This is a genomic window from Streptomyces sp. NPDC038707, assembly GCF_040636485.1.
Lineage (GTDB): Bacteria > Actinomycetota > Actinomycetes > Streptomycetales > Streptomycetaceae > Streptomyces.
Window position 1 is genome coordinate 88,126 of the sequence record NZ_JBEZUP010000024.1, and the last position, 25,970, is coordinate 114,095.

Consider the following 25,970-nt stretch of genomic DNA (forward strand, 5'->3'; position numbering starts at 1 on the left):
TGCCTTCGCACGCCTCGAACCGGACCGCTCCCGGGCCGGTGAAAAGCCTGGTGAACGGCCTGGTGAACGGCCTGACAGAACCCTTGACGCCGGCGATGGGCGAAACCTACGTTCTGCGAACCGGAAATAACCTTCCCCCATGTGGAACTTCCTGTTTCCCGACCACCGATCCCAGGAGCCCCCATGACTGCCCTGGACGACCAGTCGCCCGTGGAGACCCGCGCCGCCCTCAGCCCCGGCCTCTACACCTACGACCTCGCCCCGACGAAGCGCGAAGGGCGCCGCTGGGGCGCCTACAACGTCTTCACCCTCTGGGCCAACGACGTGCACAGCCTCGGCAACTACGCCTTCGCCATCGGCCTCTTCGCGGTCGGCCTGAGCGTATGGGGCATCCTGGCGGCCTTCGCCGTCGCCTCCGTCCTGCTCTTCCTCCTGCTGACCCTGTCCGGATTCATGGGCCACAAGACGGGTGTTCCCTTCCCGGTCATGAGCCGCATCGCGTTCGGCATCAACGGTGCCAAGATCCCGGCCGGCGTCCGCGGCGCCGTCGCCATCGCCTGGTTCGGCATCCAGACCTACCTCGCCGCCGTGGTGCTGAGCACCCTTCTGGTGGCGGTCTTCCCCGAGTTGAGCGGTCTGGACACCAACTCCGTGCTCGGCCAGTCGACGCTGGGCTGGATCACCTTCCTCGCCCTGTGGACCCTGCAGGTACTCATCGTGAGCTACGGCATGCAGATGATCCGCCGCTACATGGCGTTCGCCGCGCCCATCACGCTGATCACCATGTGTGCCCTGGCGCTGTGGATGTTCGTCCGCGCCGACGGTTCGATCTCGGTGTCCGTCGACGCACCGCTCACCGGCGGCGCGATGTGGCTGCAGATCCTGCGGGCCGCCGCCCTGTGGGTGGTGATCTACGGGACGTTCGTCCTGAACTTCTGCGACTTCACCCGGTCCGCCCGCGACCGTGGCTCCATCGTCCGCGGCAACGTCGTCGGCATCCCGGTGAACATGCTCTTCTTCGCCGTCATCGTGGCCGTCCTCAGCGGCGCCCAGTTCAAGCTCGACGGCCGCGTCATCACCAGTCCCACGGACATCGTCAGGACGATCCCGAACACGTTCCTGCTCGTGACGGCGTCCCTCGCGCTCATCGCCCTGACGGTGGCGGTGAACCTGCTGGCCAACTTCGTCGCGCCCGTCTACGCGCTCGTCAACCTCTTCCCGCGCCGGCTGAACTTCCGGCGGGCCGCCCTCGTCAGTGCCGTCCTGGGGCTGGTGATCACGCCCTGGAACCTCTATGACAACCCGGTCGTGGTCACCTACTTCCTGGGCGGGCTCGGTGCCCTGCTCGGCCCGCTGTTCGGCGTGATCGTGGCGGACTACTGGCTGCTGCGCAGGGCCCGCGTGAACGTGCCGGACCTGTACACCGAGGACGCGCGGGGCGAGTACCACTACCGCCGCGGCTACAACCCGCGCGCCGTCGCCGCCTTCGTCCCCAGCGCCGCGATCGCCGTCGTCGTCGCCCTGGTGCCGGCGTTCCAGGACGTGGCCGGGTTCTCCTGGTTCGTCGGAGCCGTGCTGGCCGCCGGTCTCTACGCGGCCGTCGCCGACCGCGCCGCCCCGATCCGTGACGTCGACGGCGAAGCCATCGCTGTCGACGCCGAATAGACCGACGCGCAAACAGACCGTACGCCGGACGGAAAGGTCACCCATGCGCATCCTCGTCGTCAACGTCAACACCACTCAGTCCATCACCGACTCCATCGGCGAACAGGCGGCCCGCGCGGCCTCCGCGGAAACCGAGATCGTCCCGCTGACCCCCTCGTTCGGCGCGGAGTCCGTGGAGGGCAACTACGAGAGCTACCTCGCGGCGATCGCCGTGATGGAAGCCGTCCGTGCCCACCCCGGACCCTTCGACGCGGTCATCCAGGCCGGATACGGCGAACACGGCCGCGAAGGGCTGCAGGAACTGCTCGACGTCCCCGTCGTCGACATTACCGAGGCCGCCGCGAGCACGGCCCAGTTCCTTGGCCGGCGCTACTCCGTCGTCACGACCCTCGACCGCACCGTCCCCCTGATCGAGGAACGCCTCCACATCGCCGGGCTCAGCGCCCGCTGCGCCTCCGTGCGCGCCAGCGGACTGCCCGTGCTCGACCTGGAGCGCGACGACGGGACCGCCGTCGACGCCATCGCCGAGGAGGCCCTCCGTGCCGTCCGGGAGGACGGAGCCGAGGTGATCTGCCTCGGCTGCGGAGGCATGGCCGGACTGGCGGAGGCCGTCGCCCGGCGCACCCGGGTGCCTGTCGTCGACGGGGTGGCCGCCGCCGTGACGATCGCCGAGTCGCTGGTCCGCCTCGGCCTGTCCACATCGAAGGTGCGCACCTACGCACCGCCGCGGGCCAAGCGGTTCGTCAACTGGCCGCCGCCGGCGGGCTGACAGGCCGAGAGCCGTCCCCGGCCGGAACACCTCCCCGCCGAGGCGCCCCGTTGCCCCGTGTGCCGCCGAAGACACCGTTCGCTAAGGTCGCTGTGCCGTGGATCCCGCGGCACACGGTGCACCGCGAAGGACCCCCGGCGCACCGCGGGGTGCCAAGGAGAGAAGAAGGACGGGGATGGCTGAGCAGGGCGACTTCGCACCCGAGTCGGAGCGGGTGACGCGACAGTTGCGTGACGAGATCCTCGACGGAGTACGACGGCCCGGCAGCCGGCTGGTCGAGCGGGAACTGGCCGAGGCGCTGGGCGTCAGCCGCCTCCCCGTACGGGAAGCCCTGAAGGCGCTCGTGGCCGAGGGCCTGGTGACGCCGCGACCGCGGACCTGGGCGGTGGTGCGGGAGTTCACCCCCAGTGACGTGGCCGACCTCGACGAGGTGCGCTCGGCTCTGGAGACCTTGTCGTTCCGGCTGGCCGCGCAGCGGCACACGCGCGCCGGACTGGAGAAGCTGCGGGCCGACGTGGACGCGGAACTCGAAGCCGCACTCGCCGGTGACGCGGTGCGCGCGCGACGCGCGGCGGCGGACTTCCACCAGACGGTCACCTTGCTGGCCGGCAACGAATTGCTGACCGAACTCGAACATGTCCTGCGCAGCAGGCTGCGCTGGCTCCTCGGGCAGCACGACGACCTGCTGACCGTCGCGCGGGAACACGAGGCGCTCTACGACGCCATCGCGGAACGTGACGTGCCCCGGGTGGAGGCCCTGGTGGTGGAGCACCTGGCGAGCAGCCGCAAGGCGGCCATGGGGCACTGGAAACAGAACAGGACCTGATCGGACTCGCAGTTAGACCCTATTACGAACACTCTTGACCCTCACTCGCCATGAGGTTATAACTTCTAACAGAAGTGTGAGCCGCTAACGGTGCTGGCGATCAACGGAGGTCCTCATGAATGCCGAAACGATGGTCGAGGTCGTGCTGCCGGGCAGGGTCGAGCCGGAGGGGCTCGAGGTGCGGCACGGGGCCGTTCCGACGGCCGGTCCGGGCCAGGTCGTCGTCCGCACGGAAGCCACCGGTGTCTCCTTCGCGGAGCAGCAGATGCGCCGCGGTCGCTATTACGACCAGCCGCCCTTCCCGTTCGTCCCGGGCTACGACCTGGTCGGCACCGTGGCGGCGACCGGTGAGGGTGTCGACGCGGGCCTGGTCGGCACACGGGTGGCCGCGCTGCTGAAGGTCGGCGGCTGGGCCAGCCACGTGATCCTCGACGCCGCCGACCTGGTGCCCGTCCCGGACGGGATCGGCGCCGCGGAGGCGGAGACCGTGGTGATCAACGGCATCACGGCCTGGCAGATGCTGCACCGCAAGGCCCGCGTACGGGCCGGCCAGACCGTTCTGGTGCACGGCGCCAACGGAGGTGTGGGATCCGTCCTGGTCCAGCTCGCCCGGGCCGCGGGCGCGCAGGTGATCGGGACCGCCTCCGCACGTCACCACGCCGCCCTGCGGGAACAGGGGGTGACCCCGGTCGACTACCGCACCGAGAACATCCCCACCCGTGTCCGGGAACTCGCCCCGCGCGGCGTGGACGCCGTGTTCGACCACGTCGGCGGTCGCGGCATCGCCGACTCCTGGAGTCTGCTCGCCCCCGGCGGCACCCTCGTCTCCTACGGCAGCGCGTCCACCCGCGACGACGAGGGCTCCAAGCAGTGGCCCGTCCTCAAGCTGCTCGGCCGGGTCTGGCTGTGGAACACCCTGCCCAACGGCCGCCACGCCTGCTTCTTCAACGTCTGGGCCGGCCGCGCCCTGAACCGCGACCGCTTCCGGGCCCGGCTGCGCAACGACCTCACCGAGGTGTTCGAAGCTCTGCGCCGGGGCGAGATCACCGCCCGGATCGCCGCCGAACTGCCCCTCACCCGGGTCGCCGAAGCGATGCGGCTGGCCGAGTCCGGCACCGTCGCCGGAAAGGTCGTCCTGCACGCCTGACGCAGCGAGCACCGGCACACAGGGTTCTCCCGACGATTGCGCTCCTCTCGCGCCCCGCCGCGCCGTCGCGCCGCGCACACCCGGCCGGGCGATGGACCGTGCCTGTCCGCCCGGTGGCCGTCGACCATCGCGTACCGTGAGGCGGCGTCGGACCGCTTCCGGAATCCGGCCGGCATCGACGGCAGTGCGCGGCCGGCCGGCACCTGGCCGGCCGGCGCAGCCGTCGGCTCCTCGGCGCCCGGGCCGTCCGGGTCCCAGGCCCTCGCCCCCAGCCTCGCCGGGGCAGCCCGACATGCCCGGGGTCGTCCAGGAGAGGCGCACCGGACCGGCCGGCGAGGCGGCCCAACCTGCTCAGCCGGCGGGCCGAGGACGGCGGGCCCGCCACGTCGTGCGCGCCCGCGTTCCCGATCGATGTGAGGGGAACGATCGATGTGGGGAGAACGATCCGATGTGAGGAGAACGATCGACGCGAGGAGAACGCCCAGGCCGTTCGCCGGAATGAGGCGGCCGAGGCCGGACGGCCGCCACGCGGAGCGACGCGGCCGGGATCCTCGGCACCCGGACGCCTCCCGGTGCGGCTGCCGGCCGCCGCCCGCCCTGGCCCGGCTCCCCGGCCCTGCCGGCCCGCGCCCCCCGCGGCTACCAGCACGTGGCCGGCCCAGCCGCCGGCCCCGACCGGCGCGGCCACTCGCCGACCGCGGGCGACTCCCCGGCCGGTCGCCCGGCCCCGGCCCGCCACGTCGTGGCCGGGCGCGAACGGGAACGCCGCCCGGCCGAAACGGCGCCCGCGGCACAGCTGCTGCTCGGCGAAGCAGACCCCGGTCGCCTCCGTGGCGGCCATGATCTGTCCCGGGCCGGGCCGGGCTCGGGCACGGCCACATGCCGGAGCCGCAGGGCCTCCACGACGCCTTCCTGTCAGGAGAGACTCCCATGGCGATGGCCAATAGCTTCGGTGATAGCTTCTCACCAGGAGCCGGGAGAGCGGAGGAGAAGGGCCGTGAGCAAGCCGGAGACGAGTACTCCCAGGGAGCGCTACCGCGCCCAGGTGCGGGACGAGATCAAGAAGCACGCCTGGGAGCAGATCGCGACCGCCGGTGCCTCCGCGCTCTCCCTCAACGCCATCGCCAAGCGGATGGGCATGAGCGGGCCGGCCCTCTACCGCTACTTCGCCGGCCGCGACGAGTTGATCACCGCACTCATCAGGGACGCCTACCGCAGCCTGGCCGACACCGTCCGCGCCCGCGCCGAGGCCGGCGCCGATCTCCACGGCATCGCGCACGCCCTGCGCGAGTGGGCGCTGGCCGACCCCCAGCGCTACTTCCTCGTCTACGGCACCCCGGTGCCCGGCTACCGGGCGCCCGAGGACACCACCCGCATCGCCGCGGAGGTCATGGCCGTCATCCTCGACGTCTGCACCGCCGGACAGGGCCCCGACGGGCCACCGTCACCCCTGGAGACGCACCTGGAGGAACACCGGGACTGGGCCGGGCAGCACCCGGCCTCCTCGTCGGCCCTCCGGCGCGCCCTCGCCTTCTGGACCCGGCTGCACGGCGTGCTGTCCCTCGAACTCGCGGGCCAGTTCACCGGAATGCGCTTCGATCCGGCCCTGCTGTACGCCGCCGAGGTGGAGTCCGTCACGGACCACTGAGAGGGAACGCGGGGTGGCCGCCGGTACGGCGTGACCGGGCGCCCGCGAACCGCGGCTCACGGCAGGTCGGTGCGCCCCAGCCAGGCCGGCCGGACGGGCACCCCGTCCGCGTACCGCTCGACATCCCCGCCGGCCACCGGACCGGCCGGAGACGTCCCGGGCGCGGCCGGTGTCCCGATGTGCCGCCCGGTCTTTCCGGCCGCCGGCTCCGGCGCGTCCGGCGCCCCGATGACGTCCTCGTCCGTCACCGGTGTGCCCGAGTCCTCCAGCAGCTCGGCCACGGTGAAGCGGGTGAGGAACGATTGCATCGCCCCGTCGACGACGAGGAGGAAACCGTCCCCGTCCCGCAGCAGCCGACGGCGCTTGGGGAACCTGGGGTGCTCGGGAGAGTAGCTCCGTGCCCGCCGTTCCAGCTCCGCCAGCGCCTGCGCGCGGGACCCGGTGAAGTGCACCACCACCTGGGCCTCCAGGTGTTTGTGGTCCCCCGAGCCCCTGGTCGTCTCGACGATCAGCCCCCATGTGGTCATGTTCCCCGCCCTCTCGCTCTCCTGACGCGTCCCACGGTAGAAGGCGTGACCGTCCGGCGGGGCCGTACCCGCGTGCCACGATGGGCGCATGAGCGATGAACGGCGGAACCTCCTCGCGGAGAAGACACCCTTCCCCGAGGGCCTGGACGAAAGGCTGCGCGCCCAACTCACCTTCCTGGTCGAGGTGGACCAGCTCAAGACCATCCTGAGGCAGTCACCCCTGGCGGCCGCGGACCGCCGGGAGAACGACGCGGAACACTCGTGGCACCTGGCCATGATGGTGGTGATCCTCGCCGAACACTCCGACGAACCCATCGACGTAGGACACACGGTCCAGCTCGTCCTGCTGCACGACCTCGTGGAGATCTACGCCGGCGACACCCCGCTCTACGACAGCGCCGCGGGAGTCGATCAGCGCGAGCGGGAAGTCGCCGCGGCCGACGAGCTGTTCGGTCTGCTCCCGGCCGACCAGGCCCGGCGGATGCGCTCCCTGTGGGACGAGTTCGAGGAACGGCGCACTCCCGAGGCCAGGTTCGCCAAGGCGATGGACCGGCTGCAGCCACTGCTTCTCAACTGGATGGCCCAGGGCGGCACCTGGCGTACCCCGGGCGTCACCGCGGACGATGTCCGCGCCCGCAAGGCGGTGATCGGAGAGGCGTCCTCGGCGCTGTGGCGGGCCGGGCGACGCCTCATCGACGAGGGCGAGAGCCGCGGCTGGTCGAGAAGCGGTGCCCCTCGGCCCTGACCGACGGTGCGGGCTCCTCCTCGCCGTGCGCCCGCCGCAGGGCCGGTGGTTCAGGCGGCCTGCCCATGGCCGGTGAAGAAGTCGACAAGGCTGTGCGGGGCGTTGTCGTCGAGGCACAGGGCGTGGACGCGGGAGGCCTCGGCGGCAGCGGCGGCACTGCGGGGGAAGAGGGCCTCCTCGTACGAGGCGAGCGCGGCCTCGGTGTCGTACGGGTGCGCGGCGAGGGCCCTGCCGAGTTCGGCGCCGTCGTACATGGCGAGGTTGGCTCCCTCGCCGGACGGGCACATCAGGTGCGCGGCGTCGCCCAGCAGCGTGACGCCGGGCACGCGGTCCCAGCGGTGCCCGGCCGGCAGCGCGTTGACGGTGCGCGGGACCGGGGCGGTGTCCGCCTCCGTGATCAGGGCGGTGAGTTCCGGGGCCCAGCCGTGGAACTCCGCGGCGACGCGGGCGACGGCGCCGGCCGGGTCGCCGAAGTCGATGGAGTCCAGCCACTCCCGCGGCTTGGTGAGCGTCACATAGGTGTGCAGGACGCCGTCCGGCTCCCGGTGGGCGGCGATGCCCCTGCCGGGGGCGAGGGCGAAGAGCGAGCCGTCGCCCACGGTCCGGGCGCAGGCCGGATGGCGGGAGTCGCTGTCGAACAGGTAGGTCTCCACCAGGCAGGTCCCGACGTACTCGGGCCTGGCGTCGGACAGCAGCGGACGGACCCGTGACCACGCTCCGTCCGCGCCGACGAGCAGGCCGGTCCGCACGGTCGCCCCGTCCGCGAACATCACCTCGTGCCGGCCGTCCCCGAGGGGCCGGACGTCGGTGACCTTGCGTCCCCAGCGGACCGTGCCCGCGGGCAGCGAGTCGAGCAGCATCCGCCGCAGCGCGCCGCGGGGCACCTCCGGACGCCCGCCGCCGCCGTCGTCCGGCTCGTCCAGCAGCACCGTTGCGTCCTTGTCGAGGACCCGGGAGGCTTCGGCGCCCTGGTGGATGATGCCGCGGAACTCCTCGTGGAGCCCGGCGGCCTCGAGCGCGAGCTGTCCGTCGCGGGCGTGGATGTCGAGCAGGCCGCCCTGGGTGCGGGCCGCCGGCGAGGACTCCGCTTCGTAGACCGTCGCCGGGATGCCGTGCACGTGCAGCACGCGGGCGAGCGTGAGCCCTCCGAGTCCCGCGCCGATGATCGTGACAGGGGTGGTCATAGGGGTGTCGTTCCTCTCGGTTACCGGGCGGCCGGACGGGCGCCCGGTGGATCGGACCCCATCTGGAACGCCGTTCCAGCACACCCAGACTGGAACGTCGTTCCATCCCCTGTCAAGGTGGAACGGTGTTCCAGGCGCCTAGACTGAACCCATGGCAACCAGGAAGCGTCGTCCCGAGCGACGGCAGGAACCACTCTCCCGGGAGCGCATCGTCACCGCTGCCGTCGAACTCCTCGACACCGTCGGCGAGGGCGGTCTCACGTTCCGCGCGCTTGCCGAGCGCCTCGCGACCGGCCCCGGAGCGATCTACTGGCACGTCACGGGCAAGACCGAACTCCTCGTCGCCGCCATCGACGCCGTCATCACCCCCGTTCTCGCCGGAGACGACACCGGCGCGACCCCCCGGGAAGCGATCCGCGCGCTCGCGCTCGGGGTGTTCGACGCGATCGACGCCCACCCATGGGTCGGCACCACGCTCGCCCAGCTCCCGCGTACGCCCGGGCAGTCGCCGATGCTGCGGGTCTTCGAACGCATCGGACGCCAGGTCCAGGCGCTGGATGTGCCCGAAGCGACCCGGTTCACCGCGGCGTCCGCGCTGTTGAGCTACATCCTCGGAGTGGCGGGCCAGAACGCCGCCAACACCCTGGCGGCCCGGCCGGACAGGGACCGGACCGCGTTCCTGGACGCCGTGGCGATGACATGGGACGGGCTGGATCCCGACCAGTACCCGTTCACCCGCAGCGTCGCCGGGCAACTGCGCGCGCACGACGACCGGGCCGAGTTCCTCGCCGGCCTCGACCTCATCCTCACGGGAATCACCGCCGGCCGTACCTGATCCCGGGGCCTCGTGGGACAAGGTCGTGGAACGGATCGCGGGGCCACCGCCGCCCCCTCCGCTACGAGCCGGGGCGCAGGAGATCCCGGGTCAGGGTGAAGGCTGCGGTGGCTGTGGACAGCAGGGCGTTGATCCTTGCCAGGATGCGTGCCGTTCCGTCCGTGTCCTGGGCGTCCACGGCCGAGGCCAGGTCGTCGGCGTACTCCCGCGCCCGGACCGCCTCGTCGGGTGTGGCCCCCCGGGCGTCCGCTCGCAGGGCTTCGATCAGCTGCTGGTGCGGGATGTCCGGCCCGTTCGCCCGGTTGCCGTAGCCGCCGTGGGCCACTGCCTGAGGGCTGTTGACGTTCGCCACGACGAATCCGCCCGACGCCGACGAGATGTGCACTCCTTCGCCCCCTGCCCAGATGAACTTGCTCTCGTACACGCTCCAGCCCTTGCGGGTCACGCTGTACCCGCCGAACCGCCAGCCGCTCACTCTGATCAGCTTGTGCTTGATCGGCTCGGCGAGGATGCGCATGGCGTCCGCCCTGTTCCACCCTCGTTCGGCGAAGTAGTCCGTCATCTCCACGCGCGGACCCGGACTCGCGGCCCGTCGGCAGATCTCCCGGAACGCCTCGCCCTGGCTCGCCTCCAGTCGGCCGGGCGCGAGCGAGGGCGGCGGCAGCCCTCGTCGATGGACGGCCCTGCGGACCGACACGAACAGTGCGTAGACCGCCCAGCAGAGCAAGGCGATCACCACGGCCAGACCGGGTGGCAGCTCGCTGCTCATCACCCTCCCCCGTACGTCTCAAGTCAACGTATGGTAGGAGGAGTTCGCGTTCGACGGAACGCGTTCGGCCGACGCGGACCGGTCCGGGCCGGACCGCCTCGGCCGGCCTTCGTGCTCCGCGCCTTCTTGCCCCTCCACCAGCACACGGCCGAACCCTCCCTCGCCTGCACGGCCGTCGCCGCGACCCTCGTAAGTCGCCGCCGACTGACCAGGTGCAAGGACGTCTTAGGGTGAGGGCATGCCGGACGACCCGCACCACGTGACCGTGGACGACGATGTCGAGATCCCCGTACCCGCCGCCGGGGAGACGTGGACGGTCGGGGCGGTCGTCCTCGACCGGTACGGCCGGGCCTTCGCGCAGAGACGCGGCCCCGGCCGACGACTCTTCCCCGACTGCTGGGACATCGTCGGAGGGCATGTCGAGCCCGGTGAGTCATTGCCGGACGCCCTCGCCCGGGAGATCGAGGAGGAGACCGGCTGGCGCCTGCGCCGCGTCCGGCGGCTGCTCGGGATCAGCACCTGGACCGGTGACGACGGGGCCGGACCACGGCATGAGGCCGACTACCTCGTCGAGGTCGACGGCGATCTGGACCACCCCGCCCTGGAGTGGTCCAAGCACACCGCCTGCCACTGGTTCGGTCCCGACGACCTGCCCCTCCTCAAGGAGAACCGGGCCCCCGGCGAATACCTCGTCCACGACCTGATCGTGAAGGCCCTGCGCGAGCACCCGGGGGTGCGCTGACCCCCGCGCCCCCGTGGCCGGGTAATCCGGTCGCGGGCGGTGATCCTCCCCGGCAGACTGGGACGGGTGGAGCACCTTACGGAGATCGCGAACCGGCTGACCGGTGTCGGCGGGATCGTCGCCGTGTGCCTGGGCGGCAGCCGGGCGAGCGGAACACAGGACGCCGGCTCCGACTTCGACCTGGGCCTGTACTACCGGCCGCCGCTCGACACCGCCGCCCTGCGGCTGCTCGCGGCCGAGCTGACCGGCGGGCCGGTGGAGGTGACCGAGCCGGGCGGCTGGGGGCCGTGGGTGGACGGCGGGGCCTGGCTGACCGTCGACGGCCGGCGCGTCGACTGGATCTACCGGGACCTGGACCGGGTGCACCGCGTGTGGCAGCAGTGCCGCGCCGGGCACTTCGAGATCGGCGCCCAGCCCGGCCACCCCCTGGGCGTGTACTCCCACTCCTACGCCGGTGAGGTGGCCGTCGGGCACATCCTCGCCGATCCCACCGGTGAACTGCGGGCCCTGCGGGAGCAGACGCGCCGCTACCCCGAGCCCTTGCGGGAGGCGCTCATCGGCAACGCGCGCTGGGAGGCACCGTTCATCCTGGCCGGTGCCCGCAAGGGGGCGGCCCGCGGGGATGTCTTCTTCGTCGCCGGCTGCCTCTTCCGCGCGGTCGGGCTTGTCGTGCACGCCCTCCACGCGCACGCCCGGCGCTGGGTCCTCAACGAAAAGGGAGCGGTACGGTCCGCGGGACAACTCGCCGGTGCTCCCCAGGACTTCGCCGAGCGGGCCCATGGCCTGTTCGCCGCGCTCGGCACGACTCCGGACACGCTCACGGCCGCACTCGACGCCGCCGACGCACTGACCGCCGAGGTGTGCGGCCGACTCGGCGAGGAGGATCCCAGGTCATGCCCCTGACGACCCACTGGCCGCTCGCGGGGCTGCGGTTGACCACGCCGCGCCTGGAGTTGCGGCTGCCGCACCCGGAGGAACTCGCCGCGCTGGCGTCGCTCGCCGCCGAGGGGGTGCACGAACCGGCGGTGCAGCCGTTCACCGTGGCCTGGACGGATGTGCCGCCCGACCAGCGTGCCCGGGACGTCCTGCAGTACCACTGGCGCCGCTGGGGCGACTGGCGGCCGGAGAACTGGGAGTTGAACCTGGTGGCCCTGCGGGACGGCGTCGTCGTCGGGACGCAGGGCATCGGTGCCCGCGACTTCCCGGTCCGCCGCGAAGTGAACACCGGCTCCTGGCTGGGCCGGGCCCACCAGGGCCAGGGCCTGGGCACGGAGATGCGCGCGGCCGTCTTCCACCTGGCCTTCGCCGGACTCGGCGCACAGCACGCCGTGTCCGGGGCGTACACGGACAACGCGGCCTCACCGGCGGTCTCGCGCAAGCTCGGCTACCGCGAGGACGGCATCGAACGCCATGCCGTACGCGGCAGGCCCGCCGTACTGCGCAGACTCCGCCTCACCGCCGAACCATGGCAACGGCACCAGCCGGTCCCGGTGGAGATGGCGGGACTGCCCGCGTGCCTGCCCTGGTTCGGCCTGGCGTGAGCGTCCGGCGGCCCGGCCGCCGAGCGGTCGTACGGTGGCGGACCCCGGCCTGCGCGGCGGCCCGGCACACGCGGGCACCGGACCTGGAGCACCGGCTGACCGGGGCGGGGCACCCCATGGCCGGAAAAGCGCCCGACGAGACGGCGGGAACGATCCGGGCGCTGCCGCCGTCTCGGAGGGAGGGCAGCTGAACCCCGCCGGGGAGCCGCCGCGCCCGTCCCGGCGCCGTCAGGCCATTTCCACGTAGCGAAGGGCGCGGTCGAAGCGCAGGGCCGCCACGTCCCGTCGGCGGATCACCCAGTGGGCCACGCCGGAGTCCAGTTCCGGGACATCGTCGCCGCACCACCAGGTGGCCAGGAGAGCCCAGTCGTCCGCGTCCTCCGTGCCGTGCCCGGCGGGCCCGGCCTCCCCGGGGTCACGGGCGTAGTGCACCGGGTCGTTCTGGGGCGAGACCGGGTGGCCGCCGAGCTGCAGCACCCAGGGCGGGCGGTAGCCGCCCACCTGCGCCCAGGCGTCGCCGAGTTCGTCGGCCAGGTCGAACTGCTCCTCGTCCGGGAACGCGCCCCAGGTGTCCAGCGCGAAGCTCTCGGGCATTTGAGCGCTCGACTGGTGCCAGACCGTCCGCAGTTCGCGCGCCTTGTACGGGGTGCGCCGGCCGTGTCCGACGGGGACCGGGGAGACCGGGGTCCCGGCGGGGACGTACAGCACCGCGTCCGGCACCCGTTCCCCGACGCCGTGCGCGTCGGTGCCGGAGAAGAACAGCAGGTGGCCGTCGGAGGGCAGCGGAAGGCCGGTGGCACCCGGCGGCAGGGCCGCGAGGTCGACGGAGGCCACGAAGGGATCGGACGGCACGGGCACGCCGGGCGGCAGCACGGGGTCGCCGCCGGTCCGGGCCACGAGGGGCCCGTCACCGCCCTCCGCCAGGTACACCGCCGGAAGGGCGACACGTATCCATTCCTCCACCTCCTCCGACGGCAGACCCCGGGATGCCGCCTCGGCCCGGAAACGGTTCACTCTGTCCTCGCTCGCGTCGGTCACCGGGCCACCCTAACGGGGGTGGGAAGGCGAACTGGTCCGCACCGACCGGCCGTTGCGTCCGGTCGGTGCGGACCGAGCCGGCTCTCACCGAGGCCGCCGGAAGGCTCACCCGCGTTCGCCGGGGACCGTACCCTCGGGGCATGATCAACTCGTATGCGGGACTCGACGATGTCGGGGTGGCGGTCGCGGCGGCGCGGGCCGGCGCGGACGTGGTGCGGCGTCTGTACGGCCGGCCGCTCTCACGCGTGGACAAGGGGGCGGGGGACTTCGCCACCGAGGCCGACATCGAGGCCGAGAAGGCGATCCTCGGCGTCCTGCGCACCGCCCGGCCCGACGACGCGGTGCTCGGCGAGGAGGGCGGACGGCGGGGCGCGGCCGCCGCCGCGCGCCAGTGGCTGGTGGACCCCCTGTGCGGCACGCTCAACTACGCCGCCGGCACCATGCTGGTGGCCGTCAACGTGGCCCTGCGCGGCGGGGCGGCAGCGGTGGCCGATCCCTTCGCCGGCGAGGTCTTCTTCACCGACGGCGCGAACGCCTGGGTACGGAAGGACGGCGTGGACACCGAGTTGGCGCCCACGTCCGCCACCCGGCTGGTGGACGTCAACCTCGACGCGCCGTTCCCGGGCGCGCCCGGGCCGCGGACGGCGAAACTGCCGGCCCGTGCCGATTTCGCCGAGCGGTTCGGGGTGCGGGTCCTGTCCACGACGCTGGCGCTCGCCTGGGTCGCGGCCGGCCGGCGCGCCGCTTACGTCACCGACGGCGGAGACCTGTCCGGGAGCGTGCACTTCGCCGCGGGCATCGCCGTGTGCCGGGCCGCCGGCTGTGTGGTCACCGGGATCGACGGCGGCCCGGTCGGTGCGGGCGGCCGTGGGCTGGTGGTGGCGGCCGACGCCGGGACCCATGGTGCGCTGATGTCGATGATCCGCGGCTGAGACCCGGCGGCCGACTGTCCGCTTCGCGGTGATGCTTGCGTGATGCAGGTAGTCTCGATCTTGGTCAACAGTCTCGCGGCTTGGAGGAAGTACCCATGAGGAAGGCGCCGTTCGTCGCCATGGCAGCCGTCACCGCGGCGCTTGGCACAGCGCTCGGCTCGCTCGCGCTTCGACTGCGCGCGCAGGGCTACGAGCAGTACGTCGAATCCGTCTCCACCTTCAGTGTGCTGATGTTCATCACCGCGGCTCTCGTCGTGACGACCTGGGTCCGGGACGGCCGGCCGCACTCCGGCTGAACCCCACCGGACCGCGGTCACCTGCCCGGTCCCGGCCCGCCCGGGTCCGGGCGGGTCCGCGCGTGGGCCCGGACGTCGCACCCGTCCGGGTGAGCACCGTACGGCCGCCTCCGGCACGGCCGTCTCGCGCCCGGCTTCCCCGGGCCCCGATCCTCCCTCCCGCACAGGCGTTGACATGGCGTCACACCCCTCTCATCATGGGAGCGCTCCCATGGGTGGGATCCGGCCGCCCGTACCGCCCGCACCCCGGCTCCGCCCGCTCCGCTTTCCCCGTCCCGGCGCGGAACGCCCTGCTGCCGCGCCGGCACTTCGCCTGTCCGGCGGCACCGTCCGGCACCTGCCGTGCCGCCGGACCCATGAGGGAGGACCCCCATGCCACCACTGCACAGCCCCGGCCGGCCGGCCGGTACCGGGGGCCCCGGTGCCCTCGCGCGCGGCGCCTTCGTGCTGGCCGCCGCGCTGGCCCTGCTGACCCCGCTGGCCGGCGTCGCGCCCGCCGCGCCCCGGGCGGCGGCCGCCGCGGACACCGCGGACGTCGAGGTGCGGGTCAACACCCAGGCGGCGCTGGGCCGGCTGACCGACACCGCCCGCGGCGTCAACACCGCCATCTGGGACTCGCACATGAACGATCCCGAGGTCGCCGGTCTGATGAAGGCGGCCGATGTCGGGATGATGCGCTATCCCGGCGGTTCCTACGCGGACATCTACCACTGGGAGACGCACACCGCGCCCGGCGGATACGTCGCCCCCGGCACCGGCTTCGACGCCTTCATGGGCACCGTCCGCGCCACCGGCGCACAGCCGATCCTGATCGCCAACTACGGCTCGGGCACGCCCGAGGAGGCGGCCGGCTGGGTCAGGTACGCCAACATCACCAAGAACTACGGTGCCAAGTACTGGGAGATCGGCAACGAGATCTACGGCAACGGACATTACGGCAGCGGCTGGGAGCACGACGACCACGCGGACAAGAGCCCGCAGGAGTACGCCCGTCAGGTCCGGGCCTACGCCAAGGCCATGAAGGCCGTCGACCCGACCGTCAAGATCGGTGCGGTCCTCACCGCGCCGGGCGAGTGGCCGGACGGCGTGGTCGGCGGCGGCGACCCCGGCGACTGGAACAACACCGTGCTCTCCCAAGTGACCGACGTCGTCGACTTCGTGAGCGTCCACTGGTACGCGGGCGGCTCCGACACCACCGCCGAGGACGCCATGAACCGGCTGACCCGGCTCCCCGGCGAACTGCGCGAGGTGCGCGCCCAGCTCGACCGGTACGCGGGCGCGGACTCACCGCGCATCGGCATCGCCCTCACCGAGATCAACACCAACACCGGCGGCGCTCGTCTCACCGCCCGCCCCAACGGCCTGTTCGCCGCCGACGCCTTCATGACGGCGCTGGAGAACGGGGTGTTCAACGTCGACTGGTGGGACACCCACAACGGCGCCGGCCAGATCACCGCCGTCGACGGCGAGACGGACTACGGCGACATGGGGATGCTCTCCAGCGGCGCCTGCACCGGCGACGTCTGCGAACCGGCGCCGAACACCCCGTTCCACCCCTACTACGGCATGAAGATGACCAGCGAACTGGGCACCGCGGGAGACACCATGGTCGCCGCCCGGTCCTCCGCGCAGGACGTCTCCGCACACGCCGTCCTGCGGCGCGACGGCCGCCTGAGCGTGCTGCTCGTCAACAAGGACCCGGACGCCGCGCACACCGTGGATCTGGACTACGCGGGCTTCACCCCCTCCGCCGGCGCGCCCCAGGTCCACCGCTACGCGCGCGGCGACAGCGACATCACCGAGGTCACCGGTGCGGCGGCCACCGCCTCCCAGGTGACGGTGGAGCCGTACGCGCTGCTCACGGTCACGCTCGCCCCGAAGGCCGGCACCGGGCCCGCGGCGTCGGCCGCCGGCACCCCGGGCACCCCGGGACTGGAGGCGGTGACCGACACCACCGCGCGCCTGTCCTGGGCGGGTGCGACAGGTGCCGCCCGCTACCTGGTCCAGGAGCGCGACGGCGCGTACACCCATGTGGTCGGCGAGAGCACCGGCACGTCCGTGACCCTGCGCAACCTGCCGCCGGGCAGTACCCACACGGTCAACGTGCTCGCGTCCGACGCCTCGGGACGGCTCTCCGCCCCGTCCTCGCCGCTGACCTTCACCACCAGCACCCCCTCGGACGCCGCTTGCGCGGTGACGTACCACCGTGACACCGGCTGGGGCAACGGCTTCGTCGCCACGGTCACCGTGCGCAATCTCTCGGACACGCCGATCACCGGCTGGACCGTGGACTGGGACTGGCCGACCGGCGGGCAGTCGGTGTCCTCCGGCTGGAACGCCACGTTCCACCAGACCGGCTCGCACGTCCGGGTGACCGCCCCCGAGGGCGCCGGGCCGCTGGCCGCGGACGGCGCGTCGACGGTCTCCTTCGGCTTCGTCGGCGCCAACGACGGCCCCAACCCGGACCCGACGGTCTTCCGCCTCAACGGGACGGTCTGCTCGGCAGGCTGACGTCCGGTCCGCCCGGGGCAGGGGAGGCCGCCCCGGGCGGACCTGGTCAGGCGTCCACCGCCGCCGTCAGCCGGGTGAGGGTCTCCGCCCAGGGACCGGGCATGGCGATCAGGGCGCGCAGGGACCGGGTCAGGCGTGGCGGCAGGCCGATCGCCAGGACTCCGGTGGCCCGCTCGGCGGTGCCGTACAGCGCGGCCAGTCGCAGCGGGTCCCCGCCCAGGAGGCGGACCTCGGTCCGGTCGGCGCCGGCCAGTACACCGTGGGCCTGGAGCTTCAGGTCGTACTGGTCGGACCAGAAGTACGGCACCGGGGTGAACGGGCGTCGTTCGCCGAAGCGTTCCGGGTCCAGTTCGGACAGGAGGTTGCGGGCGGCGGCGAGGCCCTGCTCGCTGGCGTTCATACGGTGCTCGATCCGCACGTGCCGGCCCAGCACGGGGTGGTACCAGCGGGCGACGTCACCGGCGCCGTACAGCCCCGGGGCCGCGGCGCAGAACTCGTCGCAGCGCAGTCCGTCCGTCAGGTCCAGGCCCGCCGCCTCGGCGCCGGGGCCGCGCAGCCAGTCGACGGCCGGGACGGAGCCGACGGCCAGCAGCACGTCGTCGGCCTCCACCACGGTCCCGTCGGCGAGCACGGCACCGGTCGCCCGGCCGGCCTCGCCACGGATCCCGGTGACCGCCTGCCCGGCGCGCAGGGTGACGCCGTGGGCACGGTGGACGCCGGCGAGCAGCCGGCCGACCTCCGGGCCCAGCACCCGGCCCATCACGGCCTCCTCGGTGCCGAGGAGCGTGACCCGGTGGCCGAGCGCACGTGCCACGGCGGCGGCCTCCGCGCCGAGCACGCCGCCGCCGACCACGGCCAGCCGGCGGCCGGGGGTGGCGAGGCGCCGGCGCAGGGCGAGCGCGTCGTCCAGGGTGCGCAGCACATGCACCCCCTCCAGCGCGTCGCCGCCGGGCAGGGTGCGGGGCGTGACACCGGTGGCGACGATGACACCGGCGCAGCGCAGCGCGGTGCGTCCGTCGTCGCCGAGGGTGAGTTCGCGCCGCTCGGGATCGTAGGAGACGGCCCGGGTGCCCAGCCTGAGGTCCAGGCCGAGCGCCGCGAGCTGGCCGGCATCCCGCAGCGCGGTGCGCTCCGGCTCCCAGGCGCCGGACAGGACGTGCTTGGACAGCGGCGGCCGGTCGTAGGGCGGACGGGGTTCGTCGCCGATGAGCGCGATGTCCCCGTCCCAGCCCAGGCGGCGCAGCCCCTCGGCCGCGGCCAGCCCGGCCGCCGCCGCGCCGACGACGGCGATCCGGGGGCGGGGGGTGTGGGGGGCGCTCATTCCCGCACCTGGATGGCCGCGGCGGGACAGATGGTGGCGGCCTCGCGCACGGCGGCGTGCCGGGCGGCGTCCGGGGCGGCGTCCAGCAGGACGACGATGCCGTCCTCGTCGCGCTGGTCGAAGACCTCGGGGGCGACCAGCACGCACTGGCCGGCACCGCAGCACTTCGCCTCGTCGATGGTGATCTGCATCAGGACTCCTTCGGTGGTGGGGAAACGGGTGGTGGTCCGGAGGTCACCAGGTGACCGGCAGGGCATGGCAGCCGTAGATGACCATGTCCGTGCGGAAGGGGATCTCCTCGACCGGTACGGCGGGACGCATACCGGGGAAGCGGCGCAGCAGGGTGGTGATCACCACCTGGAGTTCGGCGCGGGCCAGCGCCTGGCCGAGGCACTGGTGGATGCCGTACCCGAAGGCGACATGGTGCTGGGCGTTGGGGCGGGTGATGTCGAGCCGGCCGGCGTCGGGGAAGGTGTCCTCGTCGCGGTTGGCGGAGGGCACGGCGACGATGACGCCCTCGCCCCGGCGGATGAGCCGCCCGCCGACCTCGACGTCCTCCAGGGCCGCGCGCCGGGGGCCGTTGCGGATGATGCTGTGGAAACGCAGCAGTTCCTCGACGGCGCCGCGGACCAGTGACGGGTCCTCGCGCAGCCGGCCGGCGGTGTCCTGGTCGAGCATGAGGGACAGGGCGCTCAGGCCGATCATGTTGGCCGTCGTCTCGTGCCCGGCGACCAGCAGCAGCACGGCGAACGCCACGAGGTCCTCGTGGGTCAGCTCGCCCCGCGCGTACTGCTCGGTGACGAGCCGGCTGATGATGTCGTCGCCCGGCTCGGCCTTCTTGTCCCGCACCAACCGGTCGATGTAGGCGAGGAGTTCGCGGCGCGCGGGCTCGCGCTCCGCTTCGCCGAGGTCACGGGAGAGCAGGGTGCCGGTCAGCCGCTGGAAGGTGTCATGGTCCTCGTAGGGCACGCCCAGCAGCAGGCTGATGGCGAGCGAGGGCAGCGGCAGCGCCAGGGCCTGGACCAGGTCGACGGGGTGCTCGGAGCGGTCGGTCCGCTCCATCGCGTCGCACAGCTCGTCGGTGAGCCGCTGCAGGGTGGGGCGCAGCGCCTCCACCCGCTTGACCATGAAGTCCCGGGTGACCATGCGGCGCAGCCGGGTGTGCTCCGGCGGGTCCATGCGGATGAAGCCCCGGGTGGCGCCGGGGCGCGGGCTGCCGCCGGTCATGCCGCTGACCGGGTAGCCGGGGGCGGAGGTGTCGGAGCTGAAGCGGGTGTCGCCGAGGATCGCCCGGACGTCCGCGTACCGGGTGGCGAGCCACGCCCAGCCGCCGTCGTCCAGGGCGACCTTGGACAGCGGCTCCTCCATGCGCAGTCGCGCGAGCCCCTCGGGCGGGTCGAAGGGGCAGCCGGGCGGCGGCGAGGCAGGCAGGGGCGGAAGCGGTGCGGTGGTGGTCATGCCACTCCTTGTGGGGGAGGGAGGCTTTCGACTAACACTCGTTAGCTTACGACCGTTTCCTTAGGGTCCGGTGCGGCCGGGGCGGCAGGAGAGGTGAAGGAAATCGGGTGATGTGGTGGAGGGGTGACCCGACGTCAGGTCGCGCGGGCAGCCCTGAGGGCGGTGCCCCCGGAGGCCGTCGAGGAGGAGCCGGGACGCGTCAGCGTTCCAGCAGCAGGCCGAGCAGTTCGTCGACGAACCGGTCCAGCCGGGCGGTGTCCTTGCGGCGCGGCATGACCTGCCACAGGGTGACCCGGCCGTGCAGCGCGCACCACAGCAGGTACGGAGCTTCCGCACGGGTGCCCCGTACCCGCCAGCCGGCCTCCTCGCAGTGGGTGAGCGCCTGGCTCAGCCCGCGCAGGAGCAGCCCGGCCGGGTGGCCGTGCAGCCGGTCCTCGTCCACCGGGGTCTGCCAGATCTCGCACATCAGGCGGTACTTGGCCGGGTTGGCCACCGCGAAACGGCAGTACGCGCGCAACTGGTGCCGCAGCCGTTCCAGCGGGGCGTCCGCGGGCGCGGAGGCGTCGGCCTCGGCCATCAGCGCGGCCAGCCGCTCGTAGTGCTCCGCCAGCACCGCCCACACCAGTTCGGTCTTGTCGGCGAAGTGCCGGTAGATGCTCGGGGTGGCGATGCCGACCTCCCGGGCCACCGCCCGCAGCGAGAGGGCGTCCTCGCTGCCCACCTGCTCCAGGAGCCCGCCCGCGGCCCGCAGGATCTCCTCGCGCAGCCGTTCGCCCTGCCCGCGCGGGTTGCGCACCCGCGCCGCCCGCTCCGAAGGAGCCCCGGCGGAGCCGTCTCCGCGTCGCTTCACCTCGGCCACCGCCGTACACCTCCTCCACACCGGACATCCGCACCGCACCGCCGACGCCGGTGGTCATCCGCCGGTCACCGCAGGGCAGCCGCCCCGAACCGTACACGACACCGGCCGCCGCACCGGCACCCCCGCACCGGGCCCCGAGCCGGGGAGCGGCCGGGGCGGCCCGCGTGCCCCCGAGGCGGGTGCCGCCACGGGCGCGGCCCGCGGGGCCGGGGAAAAGCGACGGAGCCGTGCCGTCTCCCTGTCGTGCGACAGGGAGACGGCACGGCTCGCCCACGGGCCGGCTGCGTCCGGGGGTCCGCCGGCCGGGGCCGGGGCGCTGCGGCGTCAGACCGACGCGGTGTGCCCGGTGATGGGGCAGGTGCCGACGGCTGCCGCGGCGCCGAAGGCGGCGGTCCTGGCGGCCGGTGCCGTTCCGCCGACCTGCTGGAGGATCTCGTCCGACAGCAGGTCCTCCTTGCCCTTGAGGGCGTCGGCGACCTTGAGGTCGGTGTTGAACACCATCTCGGCCGCGACGTTGTCCTGGACGATGCGCGCCAGGTTGTCCAGGGCGACCGCGATCGGGTCCGAGGGGGTCTCCACGGTGGGCAGGTCGATCAGGTGGGTGTCCACCTTCGCCTGGTTCATGGTGCGGCGGATGATGATGGACGCCTGGTTCAGCTCCGACGTCGTCCAGATCGACAGCACCGTGACGTACAGGTCGCTCCACGCGGCCTCACCGAGCTGTGTGCGCCACCGCTTCATCAGCGTCTCGATGCCGGTGATCTGCGCGGTGGCCGCGAAGGTCATGTTGACGCGGATCGACGGGTAGACGGTCGCGGCGAACCGGTTGTACGCCACCATGTCGAACGACTGCGCCTTGACGATGGTGTCGATGAACTTGATGGCCTCCGACAGGATCTTGGTGCAGGAGTCCTCCAGATCCAGCGGCAGGTTGGCGGTGGGCAGCTTCGTGTACGCCGAACTCAGCGTGGTGCGGAAGCTGTTCAGCGGAGTGATCCAGCCCTTGTCGCCCGCGGTCTTGAACGCGACCATGTCCAGGTCGTGCGGGTCGATGCGGTCCGCGTTGGGGATGTTCGGCACCTGGTCGCTGAGGTACGCGGCGATCACCGAGAACACGCCCAGCGGAACGTGGGCGATGGACTTGGCCAGCTCGAAGTACTCCGGAACCGGGTTGACCGTCTCGACCTGCACCCCGTTGTTGATCAGGGTGAAGCGTCCGCCGACGGCGTTGTTCTGGACGACGACGACCGGGCTGAGGTGCTTGACCAGCTCGGCCTTCAGCGACGCGTAGTTGGCGCGCATCCCGGCGTTGACGTTGCGTATCGCGTCCCGCGCCGATTTCTCGTCGGTCGCCGTGGTGGCGGCCGACGCGCTGGTGGCGGTCTGCGTCTGTGTGAGGAGGGTGGCTGCCCCGGCTGCCGAAACGGTACCCAGAAATCCTCTACGAGTTGCCATGCCCCGTCTTTCCATAGTGAGGTCGGTGTTCTGTGGGATTGGGGGGAAAGGCGTGGGGGGAGTTCAAAGGTGGGGGGCGTGGGGGGAAGCTCGGTCAGGGGGGATGTTCAGGACCGAGGGGGGAAGGGGGAGGAGCGTGGGAGAAGCAGGCCGGCGGACTCGGCGGGCGTCCGGTGGAAGCCGTTGAACTGACGCGGCGTCATGCCGGACATGAAGAACCACCTGGGGTGAGGGACTTGGGGAAGCAGCGCGTTCGCCGCGTTGACCTGCACCTATGACGCTACGGTCCGGCACACGCGTCGGCAATGTCATCTAGCATGCAGAAACCGACATCGGCGTTGTCCGGCCAGGGGGGGCTTGTGCACACCGTTGAACGACTGATCGTCATCGTCCTGTTCGAAGGCGTCGACCTGCTCGACGTGACGGGACCACCGGAGGTCTTCTCCCTCGCCCGGCGGGAGACAGAGGAGGCGGCGGGATACCGCGTGGTCCTCGCCGCCGAGACCCTGGAGCCCACCGTCACCGCCGCCGGGGTGCGGGTACTGCCCGATGTCACCTTCGACGAGGTGGCGACACGGAGCATAGACACGCTCGTCGTGCCGGGTGCCGTCGAGGTCGACGGCCGGCGCCGCGTGCACGCGCTCGTCGATCCGGCCGTGGTGGAACGGGTCCGGCAGCTCGCCCCGCGGACCCGGCGGGTGACCTCCGTCTGCGTCGGGGCGCACATCCTCGCCGCGTCCGGACTCCTCGACGGCAAACGCGCCACCACCCACTGGTCGACCGCCCAGCAGCTCGCCGCCGACCATCCGACGATCGAGGTCGACTCCGATCCGATCTTCATCCGCGAGGGCAACGTGTGGACCGGCGCCGGCATCAGCGCCTGCCTCGACCTGTCACTCGCGCTCATCGCCGACGACCTCGGCGAAGCCGTCGCGCTGCGCGTCGCCCGGCAACTGGTGATGTACCTGAAACGGCCCAGCGGGCAGAGCCAGTTCAGCGTTCCGCTGGAACAGGTCGCCGCGACCCGGCGCATCGAGGAGCTCCGCCATCACATCCTGCGCCACCTCACCGAACCGCTCACCGTCGCGCACCTCGCCGAACACGCCCACGTCAGCGAGCGGCAGTTGACCCGGATCTTCAAGAACGAGCTGGGTACGACACCGCACACCTACATCGAATCGGTGCGCGTCGAACGGGCCCGCAACCAGCTGGAGACCACCGACGCCACTCTCGAACGCATCGCCGCCGCCTGCGGGTTCGGCACCGTCGACACCCTGGTCAGGGCTTTCCGCCGCCGGCTCGACACGACACCCACCGAGTACCGGCGCCGGTTCCGCACCGGCCGCGACTGAGCGCCGTGGACTCCGCCGCCCGCCACAGGGGCAGCGTGGCGGGCGGGGCGGCGTCATTCGTCGGCGAGCGTCAGGTCCGGGACCCGCCAGGCCGCGATCAGGAAGGCGGCCAGGGCCACCGCGGCACCGGTGAGGAAGACGAGCCGCATCGAGGCGAGGTATCCCTCCAGGAACGGCAGCGCCGCGTCCCGGTCGAGAGCCCGCAGGAAGGCCGAGTTCTCCAGGTCGACACCGCCGCCGGGACGCAGCACACCCGCGAGGGCCTGCGCGTTGTCGGGCTGGGCCAGCAGACGGCGGTAGGCGGGGTCGCGGCGGGCCTCGGCCAGCCGCTCGGCTATGCGCCCGCCCGCCGTGGAGAACAGGACGGAGAGGAAGGCGGCGGTGCCCACCGTGCCGCCGTTGGAGCGGAAGAAGTTGACCGACGCCGTCGCCGCGCCCATGTCCGTACGCGGCACCTCGGACTGCGCGAGTGTGGTGAGCGTCTGCATCGACGCGCCGAGCCCCGCGCCCATCAGGGCCATGCCGAGGGCCGCCTGCCACAGCGGGCTGTCCACCCGCAGGGTCGCGAAGACGAGCATCGCGGCGGTGAACGACCCGATGCCCGCGACGAGGTGGACCTTGAAACGGCCGGTCCGCGCGATCAGCCGGCCCACCAGCAGCGTCACGGCGAGGTTCGCGGCGACCGTGGGAAGGGAGGCGAGCCCCGCCTGGATCGGGCTCATCCCGCGGACCAGCTGGAGGTAGAGCGGCAGGGTCGTCATCGCGCCGAACATGCCGATGCCGACGACGAAGTGCAGACCGACACCCAGCCGGAAGGCACGGATGCGGAACAGCCGCGGCGGCAGCAGCGCCGCCGCCCCCGTCCGGCGCTCCACCACCACGAAGACGACGAGCCCCAGCGCGCCGACGGCGTACATCAGCAGCGCCGGGAGCGAACCCCACCCCCAGGTGCGGCCCTGCTCGGCGACGGTCAGCAGCGGCACGATCCCCACGGCCAGCGCGAGCGCCCCCCGGTAGTCGAGCCGGTGCCGCACCCGCTGGTGCGGGAACCGCAGGACGCGGACGATCGCCACCGCCGCGACGGCCGCGAGCGGCACGTTGAGCAGGAAGATCCAGCGCCAGCCGTCGATGCCCAGCAGCGTGTCCCGGTCCGCGAGGGCCCCGCCGGCCAGCGGGCCGACGATGCTCGCACCGCCGAACACGGCCATGAACCAGCCCTGGTAGCGGCCCCGTTCGCGCGGGGTGGTGATGTCGGCGACGATCGTCATGGCCAACGACATCAGCCCGCCGCCACCGAGCCCCTGCACGGCCCGGAACGCCGCCAGTTCGTACAGGGAGGTGGCGCAGCCGCACAGCAGCGAACCGGCCGTGAACAGGCCGATCGCGGCCAGGTACACGGGCCGCCGGCCGTGGATGTCGGAGAGCTTTCCGTACAGCGGGGTGGCGAGGGTGGCGGTGATGAGGTACCCGGTGGTCGCCCACGCCTGGGCCGTCAGCCCGTGCAGGTCGTCGGCGATGGTCCGCAGCGCGGACGCCACCACCGTCTGGTCCAGCGCGCCCAGGAACATGCCCAGGAACAGCCCGGACATGACCGTGGTGATCTGCCGGTGGCCGAGCCGCACGGGCGCGTCCCCGGCCGCGTTCTGCCGTCGGGTTTCGGAGGAGGTCACATGCCGTCCAAGAGACCTGTCAGCGCGGTGACCTGTGTCGATGGGGGTAAGTTGGCCGCTGACCTGTACGAACGGTCTTTCAGTTGTTTCATGCTCATGCCGGTTGATGATGCCGGAAGTCCCAGAGAAGTCCCAGAGGACCCCCTCGGCTGAAGGCCGCCCCTGCGGTCTATTCATAGCAGCACGGCGGGGTCGGGGGTACGCGCTGGAGGTGGGTCTTGTTCCTCTGCGGCAGCGGACGGCTCACCTCCGCTCGCGCCGACAGAGGCGGATGGGGCTGGAGCCGCCCGGTCGAGCAGAACCACGGACAGGCCCTGGTCGACATCGCTGTGGATCTCGTCAGCGTTGCTCCGCGGGTGTGGTTGTCGCCGCACGCGGTCGACTACGTACTCGAACCACCCCTACGCCGCTCGTGACCGCCGACACCAGGCAACGCCGGCATCGTTCGGGCCCCGTGCCTTCGCTGAAGTTTCGACCGCAACATCCAGCGAGTTCCCGTACGTGGTCGCTCGGCGTAAGCCTTCATCCTCTGCTCGGGACTTTCGTCGTGAGGGGGAACTCCACTTTCCCGGGTGACGGCGTCGTTGTCGCTGCTTCGTGAAAACTGACCCCCTGGCAGTCTCCGAATCTTGACCCCTCCGGACTCTTGGAGGGTGCTGAACGTGGAGGACTGGGCAGAG

At 72.4% G+C, this 25,970-nt stretch carries 24 protein-coding genes; 14 read left to right on the plus strand and 10 right to left on the minus strand.

Features of this window, described 5'->3' with window-relative positions:
• Positions 1-183 precede the first annotated feature (183 nt).
• The 5 genes from AB0E62_RS27795 to AB0E62_RS27815 all read left to right on the plus strand — a co-directional run bounded on the left by AB0E62_RS27795 (position 184) and on the right by AB0E62_RS27815 (position 6,055).
• On the plus strand, positions 184-1,665 hold the full coding sequence (locus AB0E62_RS27795) for an NCS1 family nucleobase:cation symporter-1 (RefSeq protein ID WP_362199406.1): 1,482 nt from the start codon (positions 184-186) through the stop codon (positions 1,663-1,665).
• Positions 1,666-1,708: 43 nt separating this feature from the next.
• Positions 1,709-2,434: an aspartate/glutamate racemase family protein gene (locus tag AB0E62_RS27800; RefSeq protein WP_362199409.1), complete on the plus strand. Its 726-nt coding sequence runs from the start codon at positions 1,709-1,711 to the stop codon at positions 2,432-2,434.
• A gap of 175 nt (positions 2,435-2,609) precedes the next feature.
• The gene (locus AB0E62_RS27805; RefSeq protein ID WP_362199412.1) at positions 2,610-3,260 is read left to right on the plus strand and encodes a GntR family transcriptional regulator; all 651 of its coding nucleotides are present in this window, start codon (positions 2,610-2,612) and stop codon (positions 3,258-3,260) included.
• 115 nt (positions 3,261-3,375) lie between these two features.
• Positions 3,376-4,407 carry a medium chain dehydrogenase/reductase family protein gene (locus tag AB0E62_RS27810; RefSeq protein WP_362199415.1) on the plus strand — a complete coding sequence of 344 codons (1,032 nt, stop codon included), beginning with the start codon at positions 3,376-3,378 and terminating at the stop codon, positions 4,405-4,407.
• A gap of 997 nt (positions 4,408-5,404) precedes the next feature.
• On the plus strand, positions 5,405-6,055 hold the full coding sequence (locus AB0E62_RS27815; RefSeq protein ID WP_362199418.1) for a TetR/AcrR family transcriptional regulator: 651 nt from the start codon (positions 5,405-5,407) through the stop codon (positions 6,053-6,055).
• Positions 6,056-6,111: 56 nt separating this feature from the next.
• Here the strand turns inward: AB0E62_RS27815 and AB0E62_RS27820 are convergent, their stop codons facing one another.
• Positions 6,112-6,582, minus strand: a complete 471-nt coding sequence (locus tag AB0E62_RS27820) for a hypothetical protein (RefSeq protein ID WP_362199421.1) — start codon at positions 6,580-6,582, stop codon at positions 6,112-6,114.
• Between the two features lie 88 nt (positions 6,583-6,670).
• On the opposite strand from AB0E62_RS27820, the gene AB0E62_RS27825 reads away from it, so the two are divergent.
• The gene (locus AB0E62_RS27825; protein WP_362199424.1) at positions 6,671-7,327 is read left to right on the plus strand and encodes an HD domain-containing protein; all 657 of its coding nucleotides are present in this window, start codon (positions 6,671-6,673) and stop codon (positions 7,325-7,327) included.
• A 50-nt stretch (positions 7,328-7,377) separates the two neighbouring features.
• Here AB0E62_RS27825 and AB0E62_RS27830 read toward each other — a convergent pair whose 3' ends face one another.
• Positions 7,378-8,511 (minus strand): NAD(P)/FAD-dependent oxidoreductase, encoded by a 1,134-nt coding sequence (locus AB0E62_RS27830; protein ID WP_362199427.1) that lies wholly within the window; start codon positions 8,509-8,511, stop codon positions 7,378-7,380.
• Between the two features lie 151 nt (positions 8,512-8,662).
• Between AB0E62_RS27830 and AB0E62_RS27835 the strand changes: the two genes are divergently transcribed.
• Entirely contained in the window at positions 8,663-9,346 is a 684-nt protein-coding gene (locus tag AB0E62_RS27835) for a TetR/AcrR family transcriptional regulator (protein WP_362199430.1), read from the plus strand.
• A gap of 61 nt (positions 9,347-9,407) precedes the next feature.
• On the opposite strand, the gene AB0E62_RS27840 is transcribed toward AB0E62_RS27835, so the two are convergent.
• Positions 9,408-10,115: a hypothetical protein gene (locus AB0E62_RS27840; protein ID WP_362199433.1), complete on the minus strand. Its 708-nt coding sequence runs from the start codon at positions 10,113-10,115 to the stop codon at positions 9,408-9,410.
• A 238-nt stretch (positions 10,116-10,353) separates the two neighbouring features.
• Between AB0E62_RS27840 and AB0E62_RS27845 the strand changes: the two genes are divergently transcribed.
• The 3 genes from AB0E62_RS27845 to AB0E62_RS27855 all read left to right on the plus strand — a co-directional run bounded on the left by AB0E62_RS27845 (position 10,354) and on the right by AB0E62_RS27855 (position 12,398).
• Entirely contained in the window at positions 10,354-10,857 is a 504-nt protein-coding gene (locus tag AB0E62_RS27845) for an NUDIX domain-containing protein (RefSeq protein ID WP_362199436.1), read from the plus strand.
• 66 nt (positions 10,858-10,923) lie between these two features.
• A complete protein-coding gene (locus tag AB0E62_RS27850) occupies positions 10,924-11,760 on the plus strand; it encodes a nucleotidyltransferase domain-containing protein (RefSeq protein ID WP_362199439.1) in 837 nt (278 codons plus the stop codon).
• Positions 11,751-12,398, plus strand: a complete 648-nt coding sequence (locus tag AB0E62_RS27855) for a GNAT family N-acetyltransferase (RefSeq protein WP_362199442.1) — start codon at positions 11,751-11,753, stop codon at positions 12,396-12,398. Before AB0E62_RS27850 ends, AB0E62_RS27855 begins: the two co-directional genes overlap by 10 nt.
• A gap of 228 nt (positions 12,399-12,626) precedes the next feature.
• Here the strand turns inward: AB0E62_RS27855 and AB0E62_RS27860 are convergent, their stop codons facing one another.
• The gene (locus AB0E62_RS27860) at positions 12,627-13,436 is read right to left on the minus strand and encodes a DUF1963 domain-containing protein (protein ID WP_362199445.1); all 810 of its coding nucleotides are present in this window, start codon (positions 13,434-13,436) and stop codon (positions 12,627-12,629) included.
• A 140-nt stretch (positions 13,437-13,576) separates the two neighbouring features.
• On the opposite strand from AB0E62_RS27860, the gene AB0E62_RS27865 reads away from it, so the two are divergent.
• The 3 genes from AB0E62_RS27865 to AB0E62_RS27875 all read left to right on the plus strand — a co-directional run bounded on the left by AB0E62_RS27865 (position 13,577) and on the right by AB0E62_RS27875 (position 17,175).
• On the plus strand, positions 13,577-14,368 hold the full coding sequence (locus AB0E62_RS27865) for an inositol monophosphatase family protein (RefSeq protein ID WP_362199448.1): 792 nt from the start codon (positions 13,577-13,579) through the stop codon (positions 14,366-14,368).
• A 95-nt stretch (positions 14,369-14,463) separates the two neighbouring features.
• Complete coding sequence (locus AB0E62_RS27870; RefSeq protein ID WP_362199451.1) at positions 14,464-14,664, plus strand: SCO3870 family protein; 201 nt, start codon at positions 14,464-14,466, stop codon at positions 14,662-14,664.
• 372 nt (positions 14,665-15,036) lie between these two features.
• Complete coding sequence (locus AB0E62_RS27875; RefSeq protein WP_362199454.1) at positions 15,037-17,175, plus strand: cellulose binding domain-containing protein; 2,139 nt, start codon at positions 15,037-15,039, stop codon at positions 17,173-17,175.
• 46 nt (positions 17,176-17,221) lie between these two features.
• On the opposite strand, the gene AB0E62_RS27880 is transcribed toward AB0E62_RS27875, so the two are convergent.
• The 5 genes from AB0E62_RS27880 to AB0E62_RS27900 form a co-directional block, all read right to left on the minus strand.
• Positions 17,222-18,496, minus strand: a complete 1,275-nt coding sequence (locus AB0E62_RS27880; RefSeq protein ID WP_362199457.1) for an FAD-dependent oxidoreductase — start codon at positions 18,494-18,496, stop codon at positions 17,222-17,224.
• On the minus strand, positions 18,493-18,687 hold the full coding sequence (locus AB0E62_RS27885) for a ferredoxin (RefSeq protein ID WP_181797842.1): 195 nt from the start codon (positions 18,685-18,687) through the stop codon (positions 18,493-18,495). Before AB0E62_RS27885 ends, AB0E62_RS27880 begins: the two co-directional genes overlap by 4 nt.
• A gap of 43 nt (positions 18,688-18,730) precedes the next feature.
• Complete coding sequence (locus AB0E62_RS27890; protein WP_362199461.1) at positions 18,731-19,954, minus strand: cytochrome P450; 1,224 nt, start codon at positions 19,952-19,954, stop codon at positions 18,731-18,733.
• A 199-nt stretch (positions 19,955-20,153) separates the two neighbouring features.
• Entirely contained in the window at positions 20,154-20,813 is a 660-nt protein-coding gene (locus AB0E62_RS27895) for a TetR/AcrR family transcriptional regulator (RefSeq protein ID WP_362199464.1), read from the minus strand.
• Positions 20,814-21,137: 324 nt separating this feature from the next.
• A complete protein-coding gene (locus AB0E62_RS27900; protein WP_362199467.1) occupies positions 21,138-22,268 on the minus strand; it encodes a hypothetical protein in 1,131 nt (376 codons plus the stop codon).
• A 359-nt stretch (positions 22,269-22,627) separates the two neighbouring features.
• Here AB0E62_RS27900 and AB0E62_RS27905 point away from each other — a divergent pair, with 359 nt between their 5' ends.
• Positions 22,628-23,620 carry a helix-turn-helix domain-containing protein gene (locus AB0E62_RS27905; RefSeq protein ID WP_362199470.1) on the plus strand — a complete coding sequence of 331 codons (993 nt, stop codon included), beginning with the start codon at positions 22,628-22,630 and terminating at the stop codon, positions 23,618-23,620.
• 53 nt (positions 23,621-23,673) lie between these two features.
• Here AB0E62_RS27905 and AB0E62_RS27910 read toward each other — a convergent pair whose 3' ends face one another.
• A complete protein-coding gene (locus AB0E62_RS27910) occupies positions 23,674-25,290 on the minus strand; it encodes an MDR family MFS transporter (protein ID WP_362199473.1) in 1,617 nt (538 codons plus the stop codon).
• Positions 25,291-25,970 lie beyond the last annotated feature (680 nt).

Excerpts from the sequence above, each read along its gene's own strand:
- AB0E62_RS27795 (WP_362199406.1), top strand. The coding sequence starts at position 184 with ATGACTGCCCTGGACGACCAGTCGCCCGTGGAGACCCGCGCCGCCCTC.
- AB0E62_RS27800 (WP_362199409.1), top strand. The coding sequence starts at position 1,709 with ATGCGCATCCTCGTCGTCAACGTCAACACCACTCAGTCCATCACCGAC.
- AB0E62_RS27805 (WP_362199412.1), top strand. The coding sequence starts at position 2,610 with ATGGCTGAGCAGGGCGACTTCGCACCCGAGTCGGAGCGGGTGACGCGA.
- AB0E62_RS27810 (WP_362199415.1), top strand. The coding sequence starts at position 3,376 with ATGAATGCCGAAACGATGGTCGAGGTCGTGCTGCCGGGCAGGGTCGAG.
- AB0E62_RS27820 (WP_362199421.1), bottom strand. The coding sequence starts at position 6,582 with ATGACCACATGGGGGCTGATCGTCGAGACGACCAGGGGCTCGGGGGAC.
- AB0E62_RS27825 (WP_362199424.1), top strand. The coding sequence starts at position 6,671 with ATGAGCGATGAACGGCGGAACCTCCTCGCGGAGAAGACACCCTTCCCC.
- AB0E62_RS27830 (WP_362199427.1), bottom strand. The coding sequence starts at position 8,511 with ATGACCACCCCTGTCACGATCATCGGCGCGGGACTCGGAGGGCTCACG.
- AB0E62_RS27835 (WP_362199430.1), top strand. The coding sequence starts at position 8,663 with ATGGCAACCAGGAAGCGTCGTCCCGAGCGACGGCAGGAACCACTCTCC.
- AB0E62_RS27840 (WP_362199433.1), bottom strand. The coding sequence starts at position 10,115 with ATGAGCAGCGAGCTGCCACCCGGTCTGGCCGTGGTGATCGCCTTGCTC.
- AB0E62_RS27845 (WP_362199436.1), top strand. The coding sequence starts at position 10,354 with ATGCCGGACGACCCGCACCACGTGACCGTGGACGACGATGTCGAGATC.
- AB0E62_RS27855 (WP_362199442.1), top strand. The coding sequence starts at position 11,751 with ATGCCCCTGACGACCCACTGGCCGCTCGCGGGGCTGCGGTTGACCACG.
- AB0E62_RS27865 (WP_362199448.1), top strand. The coding sequence starts at position 13,577 with ATGATCAACTCGTATGCGGGACTCGACGATGTCGGGGTGGCGGTCGCG.
- AB0E62_RS27870 (WP_362199451.1), top strand. The coding sequence starts at position 14,464 with ATGAGGAAGGCGCCGTTCGTCGCCATGGCAGCCGTCACCGCGGCGCTT.
- AB0E62_RS27875 (WP_362199454.1), top strand. The coding sequence starts at position 15,037 with ATGCCACCACTGCACAGCCCCGGCCGGCCGGCCGGTACCGGGGGCCCC.
- AB0E62_RS27880 (WP_362199457.1), bottom strand. The coding sequence starts at position 18,496 with ATGAGCGCCCCCCACACCCCCCGCCCCCGGATCGCCGTCGTCGGCGCG.
- AB0E62_RS27885 (WP_181797842.1), bottom strand. The coding sequence starts at position 18,687 with ATGCAGATCACCATCGACGAGGCGAAGTGCTGCGGTGCCGGCCAGTGC.
- AB0E62_RS27890 (WP_362199461.1), bottom strand. The coding sequence starts at position 19,954 with ATGACCACCACCGCACCGCTTCCGCCCCTGCCTGCCTCGCCGCCGCCC.
- AB0E62_RS27900 (WP_362199467.1), bottom strand. The coding sequence starts at position 22,268 with ATGGCAACTCGTAGAGGATTTCTGGGTACCGTTTCGGCAGCCGGGGCA.